Raw genomic sequence first — 17,789 nt, forward strand, 5'->3', positions numbered from 1 at the left:
CGGAGTCCTCCTACTTGTAGGGATCCGCGGCGTCGCGGAGACCGTCGCCGACGAAGTTCATGGCCAGTACGACGACCACGACCGCAAGGCCCGGGGTCAGCAGCCAGGGCGCGGTGGCGACGGCCCGGATGTTCTGCGCGCCTTCGAGCAGGACACCCCAGGTCACCGCCGGCGGCTGCAGACCGAGGCCCAGGAACGACAGGCTGGTCTCGCCGAGGATCATCCGGGGCACCGCCATCGACACCGACGCGATGATGTGGCTGGCGAACGACGGCACCATGTGGCCGAAGATGATCCCGCGCCGGCTGACACCATCCAGCCGCGCGGCCATCACGAAGTCCTCCTCGCGCAGGCTGAGGAACCGGCCGCGGACGTCCCGGGCCAGTCCGGTCCAGCCGATCAGCGAGAGGATCACCGTGATCGCGAAGTACCGGGTCAGTGGCCCCCAGCCGCCGGGCAACGCCGCCGACAACGCCATCCACAGCGGCAGGGTCGGGATCGACATGATGAACTCGATGACCCGCTGGATCGCGTTGTCGACCCAGCCGCCGTAGTACCCGGAGATGCCGCCGATCAGCATGCCGAGCAGGAAGCTGGCGAACACGCCGACCAGACCGATCGACAACGAGACCCGGGCGCCGAGGATCAGCCGGGACAGCAGGTCGCGACCCGACTGATCGGCTCCGAGCAGGAAGAACGGGTCGCCGGCGTTCACCGGCCCGATCAGGTGGATGTCGGACGGGATCAGCCCGAGGACCTTGTAGCTGTCGCCGCGGACGAACAACCCGACGTCGATGATCTTGGACTTGTCGACGGTGAAGGTCTGTTCGAAGGTCTCGTCGTTCCGGGTGGAGGAGAACCCGTAGACGAACAGGCCGTGCTCGGTCGACAACTGGATCGTCTGCGGCGGCGCGTAGGGCAGGGAGGTGTGGGCGGTGTCGCTGCCGGACGGCGCGAAGAAGCCCGCGAAGAGCGCGACGAAATAGATCGGGACCAGCACGATCAACCCGATCAGGGCCAGTCTGTGGCGGCGGAACTGGCGCCACATCAACCGCCACTGGGTCTGCGGGACGGTCTGCTGCGCTGTCTGCTGGAGCATCCTGACCTATCCCTTCTGGAACCGGGTGCGGATCCGCGGATCCCACCAGGCCAGCGCGAGGTCGCTGAGCATCGTGCCGATCACCGTCAGCGTGCTGAGGATGAGGACGAAGCTGCCGACCAGGTACATGTCCTGGCTCTTCACCGCGCCGAGCAGCAGCGGGCCGCTGGTCGGCAGGCTCATGACCACCGACACGATCGTCTCGCCGCTGATCAGGCCGGGCAGCAGCCAGCCGACCGTGCTGAAGAACGGGCTGAGCGACATCCGGACCGGATACTTCAGCAGGAGCTTCCACTCCGGCAGACCCTTGGCCCGAGCGGTCGCGACGTACGGCTTGTGCAACTCGTCGAGGAGGTTCGCCCGGGTGATCCGGATCAGCCCCGCGGTGCCGGCCACGCCGACCACGACGATCGGGATCCACAGGTGTGAGATCAGGTCCAGCAGCTTGCCCAGGTTCCAAGCGGCGTCGGAGTACTGCGGGGAGAACAGTCCGCCGACACTCTGGCCGAAGTACCGGAAGCCGACGTACATCATCACCAGTGCGAGCATGAACTCCGGCACGGCCATCCCGATGAAGCCGAGGAACGACGCGAAGTAGTCACCGGGCGAGTACTGCCGCAGGGCGCTGTAGATGCCGATCGGGAACGCGATCGCCCAGACGAACAACAGACTCGCGATCGACAGCACCATCGAGAGCAGCACCCGGCTGCCGATCAGGCTGGCCACCGACTGGTTCCAGGCGAAGGACTGACCGAGGTCGCCGTGCAGCACCACCCCGGAGACCCAGGTCAGGTACTGCACCATGAACGGCTTGTCCAGCCCGTAGTGCCGCTTCAGCTCGGCGATCTGCGAGTCCGGGATGTCCTGCCCGCGAGCCTCCGCGTTCGCGATCACCGTGGAGGTGTAGTCGCCCGGCGGCAGCTTGATCACGACGAAGGTGACGAACGAGATCGCCGCCAGCGTCAGGACCATCCAGAGCAGCCGCCGGGTCACGAACCGCAGCATTACGTGCCGATCGCGAACTGCTCGGGATGGACGATGCCGGGGGCAACGGCCTCGATCATCTGGTCCGGTACGTTGTGGAAGTCGTTCTTCACGACGCCGTACGTGCTCGGCACGCTGCTGATGCCGATGTAGTAGAACTGGTCGGCCGCGATCTGCAGCACCTGCTTGCCCAGGTCAAGTGTCTTCGCGGGGTCCGGCTCGTTGCGGGCCTTGGTGAACAGGTCGAGCTGCTTCTGGACCTCCGGCGGCGGCGTGGTGCCTTCCTTGCCGTGGGACTGGTACCACTGCGCCCAGCCGATGCCGTAGCGAGCGCTGCCGTCGTTGGTCGGTACCCAGTAGTGATCGCCACCGGTGCCGGTCGGCAGCACGAAGGTGCCGCTGGTCCAGGTCCCGGCGTCGTGGTCGTTGGCCTTGACCCGCTCCTTGTAGAGGTCCTCGCTGACGGCCTGGGTCCGCAACTCGACGCCGACCGCGAGCCAGCGCTTCTTGACGAACTCGATCGCCTCGACGTGGTCCGGGAACGACTCGCTGACCAGCACGGTCACCGACACCGGCTTGCCGTCGGCGCCCAGCCGCCGGCCGTCCGCCGACTTCTTCGTCAGCCCGGCGGCGTCCAGGTGCTGGTTCGCCTTCGCCAGGTCGAACTCCAGGCACTGCGTGGCGAGCTGCTCGTTGTAGTACGGCGAATCCTTCGGCGGAGCGCCTTGCCAGGGCTCGCCCTGACCGGCGTACACCGCGTCGATGATCTCCTTGCGGTTGATCGCGTACGACAGCCCGATCCGGAACTCCTTGTTCGCGAACAGCGCCCGCTTGACCGGATCCTTGTGCGTCTGGTTGATCCCGATCACCATCGTGTTCGTGAGCTGGGTCGGCACCTCGAAGATCTTGTAGCCGCCCTTGTCCCGGTTCTGCGCCACCACCGGCTTGTTCTGCGGGGTGCCGAAGTTGCGGTACTGCATGCCGAACTCGCCGTTCATCACCTTGAGCAGCTCGACCTGCGCGTCCTGGACCACCTCGACCCGGCAGGCGTCGATGTAGGGCAGTTGTCGGCCCTGGTCGTCGACCTTCCAGTAGTACGGGTTGCGGCTCAGCGTGACCGCGGAACCCTTGCCGAGCGCAGTGCCCACCTTCCACGCCGCCACCGTCGGCTGGTCCGCGTTGGTGAACGGGTTCTGCTTCTGGGTGAACAGGTCGGTCCAGCTGCCGACGCCGGCCTTCTTCGCGAGCGCGTTCGCGTTCGGGTTGTACTTCAGGTGGAACTGCTGGAAGTAGTGCTTCGGCAGCAGCATTCCGTAGGCGCCTTCACGCAGGAAGATCGCGTCGGCGATCTGCCCGAGCAGCGAGGGCTGCGGCGCGGTGTAGGTGAACTTCACCGTCCGCTCGTCGACCTTCTCGATCGTGGCCAGCTTGCCGGTGTCGGGCGAGAGGAAGGCGTCGTAGATCCCATCCGGGTGCAGGCCGGTGTCGCACTGCACCTCGAGCACGGTGAACAGCATGTCGTCCGCGGTGCACGGCTTCCCGTCGGACCACTTCAGGCCCTCGCGCAGTGTGAAGGTGAATTCCTTGCTGTCGGCATCGACCGTGTACTCGGCGACGTTCGCCTCGATCTCGTCGTACCCGGGCTTGCCGGTCTTGTCCGGCTTCCAGCGCACCAGCGGCTCGTAGGCCATCGCGTACCACAGCCACTGGGTGTCTTCCTGGGTCAGCATGGCCGAGCGCCAGGTCCCGCCGTACTGCGCCGGGCCCGACAGCGGCTTGATCACGGGCGGGTTCTTCGGCAGGCGTTCGGCCAGTGGCGGCAGGGATCCCTTGTCCACCAGGGCCTTCAGCATCGGCGACTCCTTCTCACCGGCTGCGGCAGCCTGTGCGCCGGCACCGGCCGGCTTGGTGTCGAAGAAACTGCAGCCGGGGACTGTGGCCGCTACCAGCAGGCCCAACCCACCCTGCAGAATCCGCCGGCGGTCGATCGTACGTCGTGCTCCGGACATCGCTTCCTGCCTCACTGCTCGACCGAGAGGTTGCTGAACTGCGCGGTCCCGTAGTCGACGAGGGCGTTGTCCACCTTGCCGCCGTCGATCGCGAGTCCGATGTACAAGGTCCGGCTCGGCATCATGATCTTCTCGTAGCCGAAGCGGTCCCACTTGGTCTTGTCGGTGGAGATGAAGGCCTCGAACTCGACCTCCCGCGCCTGCGGTCGCTCACGCCGGAGCAGCCGCAGCCAGTACTGCTTGGTGGGATCCAGGTAGCTGCCGTCCCACGGCCACGGCCCGACACTCGGCACCGTGCCGTCGGTCTGGATCCGGATCGCCTGCGCCTTCATGCCGCCGTCGTCGGTGACGTCCGGCGCGTCGCTCGCGTTGTCGCCGACCGTGCCCATCCCGCCGGCCACGCCGAACCCGATCCCGCCGTACATGAACGGCGCGGCCGGGTCGAGGCTGTCGCGGATCATCAGGCCGGCGGTGATCCCGTTCGCCACCTTGGCGATCTTGTCCAGCCGGGCGGTGATCTGGGCGACCGATCCGGCGCCGCCGACCTGGAGCTTGCGGTACACGTAGTGGAAGTTGCTCGACCGGCCGAGGATCCGGCCGGAGCCCTTGATCGTCAGGATCCCGCTGTCGAGGCTGCCCGAGCCCGGGACCGCCGGCTTGCCGACGGCAGCGGACGTCCAGCCCGGCGTACCGGACTGGAGGTTGACGTGCACCGGCACCGCGGTCGACTGGGTCGCCGTCCCGTTCCGGTCGGTGGCCCGCGCGGTCACCCAGTAGGTGCCGTCAGCAACGTTCTTCCACTGCACCCGGTACGGCGCTGTGGCCGCCGAGCCGATCGACTGGTCGCCGACGAAGAACTCGACGCCGGCCAGCTCGCCACCCTTGGCCGGCGCGGCGTCCGCCTCGACCGTCACGGTGGGCGCGGTCCGGCCCGGGATCGTCTGGTTGTACGTCGGGCTGGTGATCCGTACCGCCGGGCTGCCGACCGGGTCGGGGACGATCGAGTTGAGGTAGTTCTCCAGGTAGGTGTAGCCGTTCGGCGCGATCTTCTGGGCGTCGGACGGATCGTTGGGGTCCAGGCCTTGCGCCTTCTCCCACCAGTCCGGGATGCCGTCGTGGTCGGAGTCCACGGGCGCCTCGGTCTGAACCAGCGGCGGGTATCCGCCGACCTCCTTCTGGGAGTTGATCAGCCGTCCGGTCCCGTTGCGGACCTCGTCGACCACCCGGGCATCGGCCGCGTCCCGCCGCGGCAGAATCGCGCCGGCGTTCGCGAGCACGGCCTCGTACGCCTTGGCCGCGGACTGGATGTCGCCGCGACCCGGGATCGGCTGCGGCTCGGCGAGCTCGACGATGCCGCCGATCGGGTACCGGATGCCCCGCCGGTTGTGCGCGGTGACGTCGGGATGGCCGTCGACCTGGTTGCCGGCGACGTACCACTGGCCGCCGCGGTTCGCGCTCACGATGACCGGGGCGACCTCGCCGAGCGTCGTCGGGCCGGGCTTGTAGTAGTTGCCGACGATGTTGATGCCGTTCGACCACTCGCCGCCGTACACCGAGGTGTAGCCGTGGTCGTAGACCACATTGTTGTAGTGGTCGACCTCGAGGTTGATGCCCTCGGTGTAGCCGAACCGCGGCTGCCGGCCGCCCTGGTGGGCGATCAGGTTGTGGTGGTAGGTGTTGCGCTCGCCACCCCAGATCCCGCCGTACCCGTGCCGGTTCTTCGGATGTGCGGACAGCGCCAGGCCCTCCGAGACGATGCACCACTGGACGGTGACGTCGAAGTTCCCGTACGGCGACAGGCACTCGTCGACCGCCCAGCTGAACGAGCAGTGGTCGATGATCAGGTTGCGGATCTCCGGGCTGACCGAGCCGGGCACGTTGGTATTGAAGGAGTCGTCGGCGATCTCGAAGTGGTCACCGAGCCGGAAGCGCAGGTAGCGGATCACGATGTCGTGGGCGCTGCCCTTGATCCCGGTGCTGTGGCCCGACAGGCAGATGCCGCCGCCGGGCGCGGTCTGACCCGCGATGGTGAGGTTGTTGCCGGCGATCAGCAACTGGGACTGCAGCTCGATGGTGCCGGAGACCCGGAAGACGATGGTCCGGTCCGAACCGGACACGCCCTCGCGCAGTGAGCCCGGACCGGAGTCGGCCAGCGTCGTCACCTCGTAGACGGAACCACCGCGGCCGCCGACGGCCCACTTCCCGGCGCCCTCGGCACCGGGGAACGCGGGCAGCCGGTCCCCGCTCGCGGCGGATGCGGCGGTCGCGGTCTTCGCCGAGGCGGTCGGCGCGATCCCCAGGGAGGCCGCGCCGACCGCGGCGGCGGTGGTCCCGACGAACCCGCGCCGGGTCCAGCCGGAGGAAGTTTCAGTCATCGTCCATGCCTCACTTTCGCAGGGGGCGGCCGCCGGAGTGAATATCTAATCGGCATCGAATGGATCGACGGGCCTCATGGTTGCGGAGGTTACGAAGGAGTGTCAAGAGCATGACGCGGATGATTTGCAATCGTTTGCAGCCACGAGATCGCGCGGCGGCAATCGTTTGCACCAATCCCGCGCCGAACCCTTGTCGGCCCCGTCACGGTGATGGTTTCCTTCAGCCATGCCCCTTCGCCCACTCCCCCTCGGCGCTGCGCGGATCACCGGTGGTTTCTGGTCCGAACGCCAGCGGATCAACCGCACCTCGACGATCCCGGCCGCGGCCCAGCGGCTGGAGGAAGCGGGCACGCTGCTGAACTTCCGCCGGGCCGCGGATCGCTCGAGCGTGGGTCAGTTCGCGGGGAAGCTCTTCGCGGACACGGATGTCTACAAGTGGCTCGAGGCGGTCGCCTGGGAGCAGGCCCGCGAGCCGGCCGGCGACCTCGCAGCCTGGCAGACGACAACGAGCGCGCTGGTGGCTGCCGCACAGGAGCCGGACGGCTACCTGAACACCTACACGCGACTTGTGCTCGACGGTCAGCGGTACGGCGATCTGGAGAAGGGGCACGAGCTCTACTGCGCCGGCCACCTGCTGCAAGCCGCGGTCGCGCAGTCGCGGGCGACCGGTGATCGCACACTGCTCGACGTCGCCTGCCGACTCGCCGATCTGCTGTGCAAGACGTTCGGGCCAGGCCGGCTGGAAGGCGTCGACGGTCATCCGCTGATCGAGATGGCGCTGGTCGATCTGTACCGGGAGACCGGGACGCCGTCGTACCTGGAGCTGGCGTCGTACTTCGTCGAGGCGCGCGGGCACGGGCTACTGACCCCGCCGGGTCATCATGGGCCGGCGTACTTCCAGGATCACTTGCCGGTGCGCGCCGTGCGGACGCTCGCGGGACATGCCGTGCGGGCGTTGTATCTCGCGGCTGGGGCGACCGATGTCGCCGTCGAGACCGGTGACACCGAGCTTCTCGATGCGCTCCGGGCTACCTGGCAGACGATGGTCGGCAGTCAGACGTATCTGACCGGCGGCGTCGGATCGCGGTGGTACGGCGAGGCCTTCGGCGACCCGTTCGAGTTGCCACCGGATACGGCGTACTGCGAGACGTGCGCGGCGATCGCCAGCGTGCAGTGGAGCTGGCGGCTGCTGCTCGCGACCGGCGAGAGCAGGTACGCCGACCTGATCGAGCGGACGCTGTGCAACGCGGTCACCTCCGGGGTCTCGCTGACCGGGGACAGCTTCTTCTACGTGAACACGTTGAAGGTGCGACAGCACGCGTACGCCGATGACCAGCGGTCCGCGATCGGCGGGAGGCAGCCGTGGTACGGGACGGCGTGCTGCCCGCCGAACGTGATGCGCACGCTCTCGTCCCTCGATCAACTCGTCGCGACGTCGGACGACAACGGGGTGCAGTTGCAGCTCTACGCGCCGGCTGCGGTGACCGCCGAGATCGGTGCTGGCACGGTCGGGCTGGAGGTGACGACGGAGTATCCGTGGCACGGCACTGTTCGGGTGCGCGTCACCGAGTCGCCGGGCGAGGCCTGGACCCTGGGCCTTCGCCTTCCCGCCTGGGCCGCCGGCTGCACGCTTGCGATCAACGGCGTGGAGCAGCGGACGGGGGCTGTCGGGCGGCTGCTTCCGCTTCGGAGGAGCTGGCAGGCCGGTGACGAGCTGGTCCTGGAGTTGCCCGTGGAGGCTCGTCGTACGTCGCCGGACGAACGGATCGACTCGGTCCGTGGGTGTATCGCGATCGAGCGTGGGCCGTTGGTGTACTGCTTCGAGCAGCTGGACCAGGACGTCGTACTGGATGAGACGGCGGTGGTTCCGGGTGCGTTGGTCGAGCGGGAGCGACTGGAGTTGCTGGGTGGGGTGACGACGGTCGAGGTGCCGGCGCGGGACGGGCAGACCCTGACGGCGATCCCCTATTACGCGTGGGCCAATCGGACAGTCGGGCCGATGACGGTGTGGGTCTCGGAGTGACGTACTACGAAGACCCGGGCCCTGGCTACGGCGTGCTGCCGGCGCGGGCCGCCGTACGCACGGATGCGGGACGGCTGAGTCTCAATGGTCAATGGCGGTTTCGGCTGGCGGAGACGGTCGCGGATGCCGCTGATGGCTTCGAGGGAGTGGACTTCGACGACTCCGGATGGGCGTACTTGCCGGTGCCGTCGAGCTGGCCGATGCACGGGCACGGGCGGCCGTCGTACACGAACCAGAAGTATCCGTTCCCGGTCGATCCGCCGTACGTGCCCGATGAGAACCCGACCGGGGACCACCGACTGGTGTTCGACCTGGCGGCGTCGTGGGACGGGCCTTCCGTACTGCGCTTCGACGGGGTGGATTCGTGTGCGCGGGTCTGGCTGAACGGCGTCGAGCTCGGTGTGACTCGCGGGAGCCGGTTGCCGAGTGAGTTCGACGTGAGTGCCGTACTGCGTCCGGGGCGGAACGTGCTCGCGGTGCGGGTGCATCAGTGGTCGTCGGGGAGCTACCTCGAGGACCAGGACATGTGGTGGCTGCCGGGGATCTTCCGCGACGTCACGCTGATCGCCCGGCCCGCTGATGGTGTGGATGATGTCTGGGTCCATGCTGACTACGACCATCGGACCGGTGCCGGCACGCTGCGGGTGGAATCCGTCCCGGGTGCGGTCGTGCGAATCGCGGAACTGGGTGTCGAGGCGACGGCTGGTCAGTCGGTGATGATCCCCGGCGTCGAGCCGTGGTCCGCGGAGGCACCGCGGTTGTACGACGCCGTCGTCGTGACCCCCGGTGAGACCGTGTCGCTGCGGATCGGGTTCCGTTCGGTGGCGATCGTCGACGGCGTACTCACGGTCAACGGGCGGCGGGTGTTGTTCCACGGGGTCAACCGGCACGAACACGATCCCGTGCTCGGTCGCGTCGTACCGACGGAGCGGTTGCGGCGGGAACTGCTGGTGATGAAGCAGCACAACATCAACGCGATCCGGACCAGCCACTACCCGCCGGACTCGCGGCTGCTGGAGCTGTGCGACGAGCTCGGGTTCTGGGTGATGGACGAGTGCGACTACGAGACGCACGGCTTCTTCCTGCTGGACTGGCGCGGGAACCCGGCCGACGATCCGCGCTTCCTGGACGCCTCGCTGGACCGGATGCGGCGGATGGTCGAGCGCGACAAGAACCACCCGTCCGTGGTGATGTGGTCCCTCGGCAACGAGGCCGGCGTCGGGGCGAACCTGTCGGCGATGGCGGCGTGGACGCGTCGTCGTGATCCGTCGCGGCCGCTGCACTACGAGGGCGATCTGACCTGTGCGGACGTCGATGTGTACAGCCGGATGTATGCATCCCACGCCGAGGTCGAGGCGATCGGCCGACGGGCTGAGAAGCCATTGGACGATCCGGCCCTGGACGCGCGGCGGCGGGCGATGCCGTTCGTGTTGTGCGAGTACTCGCATGCCGGGGGCAACGGTCCTGGCGGGCTGCCGGAGTACGAGGAGCTCTTCCACACCTTCGAACGCTGCCAGGGCGGTTTCCTCTGGGAGTGGATGGAGCACGGCATCCTCCGCCCTGACGGTACGTATGCGTACGGCGGCGACTTCGGCGAGGAACTCCACGACGGCACGTACGTCCTGGACGGGCTGGTCTTCCCGGACCTCACTCCCCAACCAGTCCTCGCGGAGGTCCGCAAAGCCTTCGAGCCCGTCCACCTGTCCGTGGTCTCGGACGCCGTGAGGATCATCAATCGGTACGACGTCCTCGACACCACCCACCTGGCGCTGCACTGGGACCTCGCCGACGACGGTGAGGTGGTCGCGCAGGGCTCCCTAGACCCGCCGGTGATCGCCCCCGGCACCGAGGCGACCGTCAAGTTGCCCGACTTCGCCGCGCCGCCTCAGAACCGCGAACGCTGGCTGACAGTCCGGGCAGTGCTGGCCAACGACACCCCGTGGGCAACTGCGGGACACGAGATCGCCTTCACCCAAGCGCAGGTCACCCCGAACGCGCAGCCCGCGCACCCCAATCTCCTGGGTCAGCCCACCAGCCGGTGGGTTCGCACCCCGGACTCCGGTGCGTCACCCCGCGGTGCCGTGGGTCAGCCCACCAGATTGGAGGATGGCGGCGAGGTCCGGCTTGGGGCGGGGCGGTTCTGTGGGCGGACCGGGAGGCTGATCAGCCTGTCTGGGTGGGAGGTTGAGCACGTGCCGTTGGAGTTGTGGCGGGCGCCTACTCAGCACGATGCGCGGACCTGGGATGCGACCACGTTGGACCGGAAGACGCGATGGGCCAACGCCGGGCTGGATCGGTTGCGGTATCGGACGGTGTCCGTGGAGGCGGCCGGCGACGAGTTGGTTGTGGTGACGATGGTGGGGGTGGCGGCTACGGACGCTCGGGTGTTGACGACGTACCGATGGAGGGCGGAAGGGGATCGGCTGGCAGCTGAGGTGGAGGTGGAGCCGGCTGGTCAGTGGATGGTGCCTTGGGCAAGGGTTGGGGTGACGTTCGGGCTGCCGGGTGGATTCCAGGACGTGAGCTGGTTCGGGCTGGGGCCAGGGCAGGCGTATCCGGATTCGCGGGCGGCCGCGCGCATCGGCCGCTACACCTCGACCATCGACGACTACCAGGTACCGTTCCTCTATCCGCAGGAGAACGGCTCGCGGGCAGACGTACGTTGGGCCGAACTGTCCGGCACGGCCGGGAAGATCCGGCTGGCCGGCGACCCACACCTTGCACTGACCGTTCGCAGGTGGACGATCGCCGAACTCGCGGCCGCAGCGCACCCGCAGGATCTGGTCGCGGGCGACAGGGTGTGGGTGACTCTGGATGCCCTGCAGCACGGCTTGGGTAGTCCGACCAGCGGTGCTCCGATCCTCCCGCCGCACGACCTGCAGGCCTGCTCGCACCGGTTCCGGTTCAGCCTGGGGTGACCGTTCAGGGATCCGGCGTGGCCTTCGGCACTCGGTGGGTGCCGGTGGGGTCGACGTGGAAGGTGAAGCCGTGGGGTGTGGTCCATTCCAGGGTTTTGGGATCGATGCGGTGGACGGTCCATCCGTGGGCGTGGGTCTTGACCCGGTGGCCGAAGCGGCCGAGGGGTGCGAGGTTCAGGGTGCTGGTTTGGCCTGGTGGGCCGAGGGGGTCGTAGGGCTGGATGTGGTCCAGGTCCATGCCGCTGCGGGTCTCTTGGGTGCCGAAAGGGAACAACTCGACCGGGTAGGTGAGCTTGACGCGTTCGCGGATCCGGTCGGGGATCTCGTAGGCGTCGACACTGACCGCGTCGTTCAGGTCGATGACCGGCTTCACGGTGTACGGGCCGTAGCCGATCAGCTCGGCCAACTGGTCGGCGAGGAACGGGCCGATGCCCTCGGCGCGCAGCACGCCGGTCCCGGTGGCCAGGGTGTGGTCGGTGAGGTGGACATAGACCTCGGTCTGGCGCGGACGTACCCGTCCGCCGGCACGGTCGGGACTACCGGCGCTGTCCTCGCCGGTTCGGGTGGGGTGGATGGTGTAGGCGTCCTGTTTGATCTGGGCCAGGCGCGCGTGCAGGGCGCGGCGGGCGGCGGCGTCCATAGGCTGGCCGTCGTCGGGGTCGAGGTGTAGGCCGGGGTCGGAGGGGTCGAAGGGTTCGATCGGCACGGTGTCTGGGGTGTCCAGGGGGTCGGGCAGATCACTGCCACTCGGGTGGGGTGCGTCGCGGTCGGCCTCGTCGTCCGGGCTGGGCTCGTCGTTTCTCTTGGTCCGGTCCTCATCACCCCACCGGGAACCTCGTCCCACGCCGGGCTTCGCGGCAGCCCCGGCCATCCCGGTGGCCCTCGCGGGAGCGATGCCGTGGCCCGATCCGACCAGGTGGTCAGCAAGCGCCCGGGCCAGGTCGGTGGTCCCGTGAGAGCGACCGTCACCGGCCTCGGCGCACTCGGCGCCCGGAGCACTCGCACCCGAAGCAGTGCCGCCTCGGGCGGTGGTGCCCGGAGCGCCGACGCCTTCCCGAGCGGTCGTGCCCGGAGCGGTGGCGTCCAGGGTCGAGGTGTCCGGGGTGGAGGTGTCCGGCGCGGAGCGGTCCGGGCTGGAGGTGTCCGGGCTGGAGGTGTCCGGCGCGGAGCTGTCCGGCGCGGAGGTGTCCGGCGCGGAGGTGTCCGGGGTGGAGGTGTCCGGGGTGGAGGTGTTGGTGTGGTGGTGGCGGGCTTGGGTGAGGAGTTCTTGGGTGTAGCGAGGGTCGGCGAGGATCCCGACCGCGTCCGCGCGGCGGTGCTGGACGGGGCGGGTGTCGCCGAAGGTTTTGAGGGCGTCGGCGATCGCGTCGAGGGTCGCCTTGTTGCGGATGACCGCGCCGGCGGCGGCCTTGATGTACATGGTTTTGGTGCCGTGCTCATCCGCGCGGCCGACGAACACACCGCGTTCGCGGGCCGTCTCGGCGGCCTCGGCCCGCGCCAGGTCGGGATCGGCGTGCATTTTCGCGGCCTGGACGATCTTGTTCAGCCGGTACGGGGTGATCGAGTCCACCAACGGCGCGACCCGCCGGTCGACGTACCGGGCCGCGTCCTCGGACAGTTTCGCGCACTCCGAGACGATGCGGCACGCCTTCCACGGGGTCGCCTCACCGGCCAGGACCCGCGCCCAGGTGAACGGGAACCGGTGTCGCAACGCCAACGCCTGACCGATGTAGTTCGCCGCGACCCGCGGTGAGATCCCCAACATGACCGCGAACTCGGCGATCGCGAACTCCAGGATCTCCGGGCAGCCGTCGCCACCCAGTACCACCGCGCGTTCGCGGCCCTCCCACGACCGCCGGCCCGGCCGGACCGGGCACGCGTCAGGATGGAAACGATCGGCATAGACCTGGGCATGTTCCAGGCGCCGCGCGTCGACCCGCCGGGCCTCGGCGTCGTGGTCGGCGGCCGAGGCCAGCAGGTCGGCCGTCGTCAGCGTCGCCAGGTCTCCTTCGAACATGTGTGCGATTCTACGCACCGCTATGAGGCCGTCGCAAATCCATCGAGGCCCCGAAATCCCTTATCCACAAGGGAAAACATCACACCGAGCGAGAGCAGGAATCGAGTAGGGAGCACGGTCATCTGACGTGGGCTGGTGGAGTGTGTGTGCGCCGTGCAGCGAGCCAGGTGTCGGCCAGTGGTTGCCGGTTGGGAGTGGTCGCAGACACCGCGTCCTTCAAGCTCCAGTGCGGTGACCTCGTAGACGCGGGCGACGTCGGGAGTGGTGCTGGAGGGTCTGTGATGGTCAGGCGGAGTTGGTCCGCGGTGGCGGACGACGAGGCGATCGGCGACCGGTACGAGTTACGTCCGAACGCGCGTACGCCGAGACCTGTGGTCCGGCGAATGAGACGAGGGGCCGGGTGTCGACGGTGACGACGACGCCGAGCTGGACCTAGCCGGCGGCGGTGTGCGCCGCGACCTGGAAGACGGTCAGGACGGTGCCAGTGGCAACGTTCGGGTAGCCGTACCGCGGCCTCGTTGACGTCCTTGCACGTGCCTAGATTCACCGTGAGGACCGGTGCCGTGTCGCCGACGGCCGACATCCAGCGGCCGGTGCCGATGCACACCCGTCCACCGCCTTCGCCGCGCCCGGGGAAGCGTCGTACGTCGAGGACGCGACGACCGTGGCACCCCGGTCCAAGTCGTCGGAGCAGGGCGAGACCCCGGGAGAGCCGGCCAGCCATTCGCGGATGAAGGCGCCCTGGTATCTACCGCTGATCAGGTTCCAGTTCTTGTCGGACATCACCGGCGCCCAAAGGTTGTCGAAGATCCACCCCCGCCAGCCGATCTGTGATCGCACATCCAGGTACTGCCGCAACGGCAGCCCCCAACCCGACGTCGTACCCGCCGTCACCTGGTTGGCTGCGGTCGCCGGACCCTGGTTCGGATCGAGGTGGTGGACGTACGCGATGTTGCCCCCAGCAATCGGATCGGTCACCGCACCGTTCAGCCGGGTGCTCCAGTACGGACTCCCATCAGGATCACGTTCGACGCGATTGACCGGATCGCCGTCACCACCGGCTGGATGTACTCGTCGCCGGCGAGGGCGGACTTCCTGAACGCGGGATTCGTCTGTCAGTCGCGGTGCGTACGGATCTCGTCCGGCCAGGCGAGCCGGACGCCGAGCTCGTTCGTGAGCAGGCGCTGGTAGTCGGCCAGATGGTTCGGGTCGTTCCGGACCTTGCGCGGCGACAGCCCGTTCGTGAGGCAGAAGCTGACGAGCGCGCCGACGGCCTCGCCGATGCTCCACTCGACCGGATGCAGGCGGTAGCAGCCGTTGGTGATGTGAGTCGTGCCGATGTTCTTGTTCGCCGGCAGCAGGTTGTCGACGCGGACCGGGATCAGCGCGCCGAGCGGGATCTGGAAGGGATAAGCCTCGATGTCGACATAGCTGCGGCCGGCCGTGCTCGGATGCAGGTCGATCCGGTACCGTCCGAGCCCGACGCTGTCGGCGAACACCTCACTCCCCGACCCGTCCGGCCGCGCCTCGACCCCGACGTGCTGCTCGAGCACGGTGAACTCGGCCTGGATCCGCCGCGATTCCCGGATGTACGGCGCCTTCGCCAGACCGTCGGCCGTACCCGTGACATCCGGCCGCAGCCGCAAACCGGGGTAGCCGCCCTCGGTCTGCATCCAATACAGGAAGGACAAGGACAGGTCCCGGCTCGCGGCCAGCGCCGCGGCGGGGTCCGCTGCCCCGACGAGCGGCTGCTCCCAGTAGTCGAGCTGCGGCCAGTTCACGACGGTGACGTCGGGGATCGCTCCGTCCAGGAAGTTGCTGCTGGCAAGGATCCGCCGGTACCGCCACAGCGAGAAAGGCGCGAGCCGGTCCGGGTTCGCCTCGAACAACCGCCACTCCCGGCGCTCCAACGTGACCGGTACGACGTCCTCCCAGGACAACTGCGGTCCCGGCCAGAACGGCGCGATGTGGTCGTGCCAGTGCGCGTACCCGGCCGGCCGGTCGATGGTGTGGTCCTCCCCTGGCCGGTGCTCCAGCGCGAAACACGACGAGAAGGCCTGCTGGTCCAGCGGATCGGCAACCTCGGGCGCGTGCAACTCGCCGGTGGTGGCACGGCTCTCGGCGCCGACCACGTGCTCCACCCCGGCCAGTTCCACCAGGTCACCGAGCTCGGTCGCGTCGACGACGTACGCGGCCGATACGGTCAGCTCGTTGCCGGAGCGGAGGTCGCGTAGCGTCACTGCGTCGATCTCGTCGCCACCGGTGTGCGCCGCGATCGGCTCGTGCTCGAGATGAACGGTCAGGTGGCCGCTCGCCCGCCAGGGTGCGAGCATTTCCTCGAGCACCGCCGCGGCGACCCGCGGTTCGTGGCAGAACCGGCTGACGACGCCGCGCCCCGGGTCGAGCAGCGGATCGGCGGCCACCTCGGGTCGCAGCGGGTAGTTGCGCCGGTAGTAGTCCCGGATCCGCCGGCGGAGTTCGGAGTACCCGGGAGCGGCGTACTCCTCGATCCACGGGTGCTCGTCGGGTGGCACCAGTTGGCTGGTCAGCTGGCCGCCGAGCCAGTCTGTCGACTCGGTGAGGACGACGCGCTGTCCCAGCCGCACCGCGGCAAGCGCGGCCGCGACACCTCCAAGGCCGCCCCCGACCACCAGGACGTCCGTCGTGAGTTCCACGCGTTTCGCTCCTTCGTCAGCGGGGTGCGGCGACGGCCGTCGCTGGTCCCGGATCATACGTATGCGCACTTCTTTCGGCCACCACGATCCGGGGATGCCGGCCCGCGACAGCCACGTCGTACGCCTCGACCACTCGCCAGGCAGCATCGACGCTGATCCGCGCCGCCTGCTCCTGGTTGAGGATCGCGACCACGCGCCCGCCCGGCCTCAGCACCCGCCGCCACTCCCGCAGGTACGGCGCGAAGTCGCCGAGGCTCACGCGGACGTTCCAGGGCGGGTTGGTCAGGATGCGATCCACTGGGTCGGACAGCCGGGCGGCGTCACCCGTCCGCCAGGTGACTTCCCGGCTCGGAGAGTTCGCGCGGGCCGCGGCAAGAGCAGCCGGTTGCCGATCGATCCCCAGATAGTTCGCACCGGGCTCGATGGCGTATGCCTCGAGCAGCAGCGTCCCCGCGCCACAGAACGGATCCAGCACCCGCTGCCCCGCCCTGATGCCGGCCAGTCCGGCCATCGCCGCCGCGACCGGCGGATGCAGGCTCCCGGCCACCGTCCGCCGACGCCAGGCCCGCCGATGAAGCGGCACCTCGAACGGCCGCACCGCAATCCACAACGTCTTCCCGTCGAGTACAACCCGCCAGTCGACCCGCTCAGCCGGCGGAACCGCGCCCGTACGGCGGGAGTGGTACGTGCCAGCGTCGATCCGCCCGCCGATCAGATCCTCGACATCGAAGCGGCTGAAGTTACGCCGCCCCTGAAACGACGCACTCACCGCGAACGGCCCGCGGGTACCCGGCACCGCCAGACCGCGAACCGCAGCAGCCAGCGCCTGCTTCGTCGGCCCCGGATCCGCCACAGCAGCCCGCACGACAAACAGATCATCGGCCAGCCGAGGCGAGCTGGTGATGATGGCCGCGGTGGTGGCTTCGACAACTATTTGGCGTTTGGACACGTCGATCACACGATGACCCGCGGCCGCCAACTCCTCGGCCGCAAGGCGCTCCAGCCCCGTGACAGTCCGCACGAGCACCTGAGTGATCGACTCCGCCGCGTCACTACGCGCAGAATGCATGACAGTGTTCTCCCGGTCAGCGTCGGGAGCGATCGAACGATCAGCTCCCGCCTCGCTGGCTGCGGGCAAAGCCTCGACCGGCCAGCGGGAGCTAGCCCAGTCGGAAGAAAGCTGTCATGCGGCGATGGTGGCACACGGTCGTCGCGGTGCCCACCGAATATCGGTCAGAGGTACGTCTGGGTGCTCGGTGGGGCGGATTCCATCCAGGCCAGGACGCCGGTGAGGGCTTCTTCGGTCATGGCGAAGTGGACGGTCCGGTCGCGGAGCTCGGCGTCGACGATGACGTGGCCGGCGTACGTGACGAGGGGCTCGTTGCCCATCGGGCGGCGGGTGGTGACGCCTTCGAGCTGGCGGCGGTTGACCACGAGCTTGGGCCACCAGGCGAGGCTGAAGACGCGAAACCACTGCAACTCATCGCCGACGTAGCGGGCCAGGCCGAGGGCCCAGCCGCGACCGTGGTCCTTCTCGGCGAGTTGCAGGCTGCAATCAAACGTTCCGCCGTCCCTGGACAACCAGCGACGGCGGAACGCGAAGATGATGATCAGCAGTACGGCGGCAAGCAGACAGACCCCGACGACATCGAGGACTGTCCTCATACCTTGCCGACCCCATTTCCGGTG

General features: G+C 68.5%; 11 protein-coding genes. 2 read left to right on the top strand and 9 right to left on the bottom strand.

Features of this window, described 5'->3' with window-relative positions:
- Positions 1-10: 10 nt before the first annotated feature.
- From OG555_RS00730 to OG555_RS00745, 4 genes are read right to left on the bottom strand one after another with little or no spacing between them, the layout of a single operon-like run.
- Positions 11-1,099 carry an ABC transporter permease gene (locus OG555_RS00730; RefSeq protein ID WP_329480148.1) on the bottom strand — a complete coding sequence of 363 codons (1,089 nt, stop codon included), beginning with the start codon at positions 1,097-1,099 and terminating at the stop codon, positions 11-13.
- A gap of 6 nt (positions 1,100-1,105) precedes the next feature.
- Entirely contained in the window at positions 1,106-2,104 is a 999-nt protein-coding gene (locus OG555_RS00735; RefSeq protein ID WP_329480150.1) for an ABC transporter permease, read from the bottom strand.
- Positions 2,104-4,092: an ABC transporter substrate-binding protein gene (locus OG555_RS00740; RefSeq protein WP_329480152.1), complete on the bottom strand. Its 1,989-nt coding sequence runs from the start codon at positions 4,090-4,092 to the stop codon at positions 2,104-2,106. The genes OG555_RS00735 and OG555_RS00740 overlap by 1 nt, the downstream gene beginning before the upstream one ends.
- An 11-nt stretch (positions 4,093-4,103) precedes the next feature.
- Entirely contained in the window at positions 4,104-6,467 is a 2,364-nt protein-coding gene (locus OG555_RS00745; RefSeq protein WP_329480154.1) for an Ig-like domain-containing protein, read from the bottom strand.
- 226 nt (positions 6,468-6,693) lie between these two features.
- On the opposite strand from OG555_RS00745, the gene OG555_RS00750 reads away from it, so the two are divergent.
- Both OG555_RS00750 and OG555_RS00755 read left to right on the top strand, forming a co-directional pair.
- Positions 6,694-8,490 carry a glycoside hydrolase family 127 protein gene (locus OG555_RS00750; RefSeq protein WP_329480156.1) on the top strand — a complete coding sequence of 599 codons (1,797 nt, stop codon included), beginning with the start codon at positions 6,694-6,696 and terminating at the stop codon, positions 8,488-8,490.
- On the top strand, positions 8,475-11,408 hold the full coding sequence (locus OG555_RS00755; protein ID WP_329480158.1) for a glycoside hydrolase family 2 TIM barrel-domain containing protein: 2,934 nt from the start codon (positions 8,475-8,477) through the stop codon (positions 11,406-11,408). Before OG555_RS00750 ends, OG555_RS00755 begins: the two co-directional genes overlap by 16 nt.
- A gap of 4 nt (positions 11,409-11,412) precedes the next feature.
- On the opposite strand, the gene OG555_RS00760 is transcribed toward OG555_RS00755, so the two are convergent.
- The 5 genes from OG555_RS00760 to OG555_RS00780 form a co-directional block, all read right to left on the bottom strand.
- Entirely contained in the window at positions 11,413-13,425 is a 2,013-nt protein-coding gene (locus OG555_RS00760) for a hypothetical protein (RefSeq protein WP_329480160.1), read from the bottom strand.
- 543 nt (positions 13,426-13,968) lie between these two features.
- The gene (locus OG555_RS00765; protein WP_329480162.1) at positions 13,969-14,403 is read right to left on the bottom strand and encodes a hypothetical protein; all 435 of its coding nucleotides are present in this window, start codon (positions 14,401-14,403) and stop codon (positions 13,969-13,971) included.
- A 137-nt stretch (positions 14,404-14,540) separates the two neighbouring features.
- On the bottom strand, positions 14,541-16,100 hold the full coding sequence (locus OG555_RS00770; protein ID WP_329480164.1) for an FAD-dependent oxidoreductase: 1,560 nt from the start codon (positions 16,098-16,100) through the stop codon (positions 14,541-14,543).
- A 16-nt stretch (positions 16,101-16,116) separates the two neighbouring features.
- Positions 16,117-17,169 (bottom strand): TRM11 family SAM-dependent methyltransferase, encoded by a 1,053-nt coding sequence (locus OG555_RS00775; RefSeq protein ID WP_329480166.1) that lies wholly within the window; start codon positions 17,167-17,169, stop codon positions 16,117-16,119.
- 164 nt (positions 17,170-17,333) lie between these two features.
- Positions 17,334-17,765 (bottom strand): DUF2550 domain-containing protein, encoded by a 432-nt coding sequence (locus tag OG555_RS00780; protein WP_328519111.1) that lies wholly within the window; start codon positions 17,763-17,765, stop codon positions 17,334-17,336.
- Positions 17,766-17,789 lie beyond the last annotated feature (24 nt).

Source organism: Kribbella sp. NBC_01484, from assembly GCF_036227145.1.
Taxonomy (GTDB): Bacteria; Actinomycetota; Actinomycetes; order Propionibacteriales; family Kribbellaceae; genus Kribbella.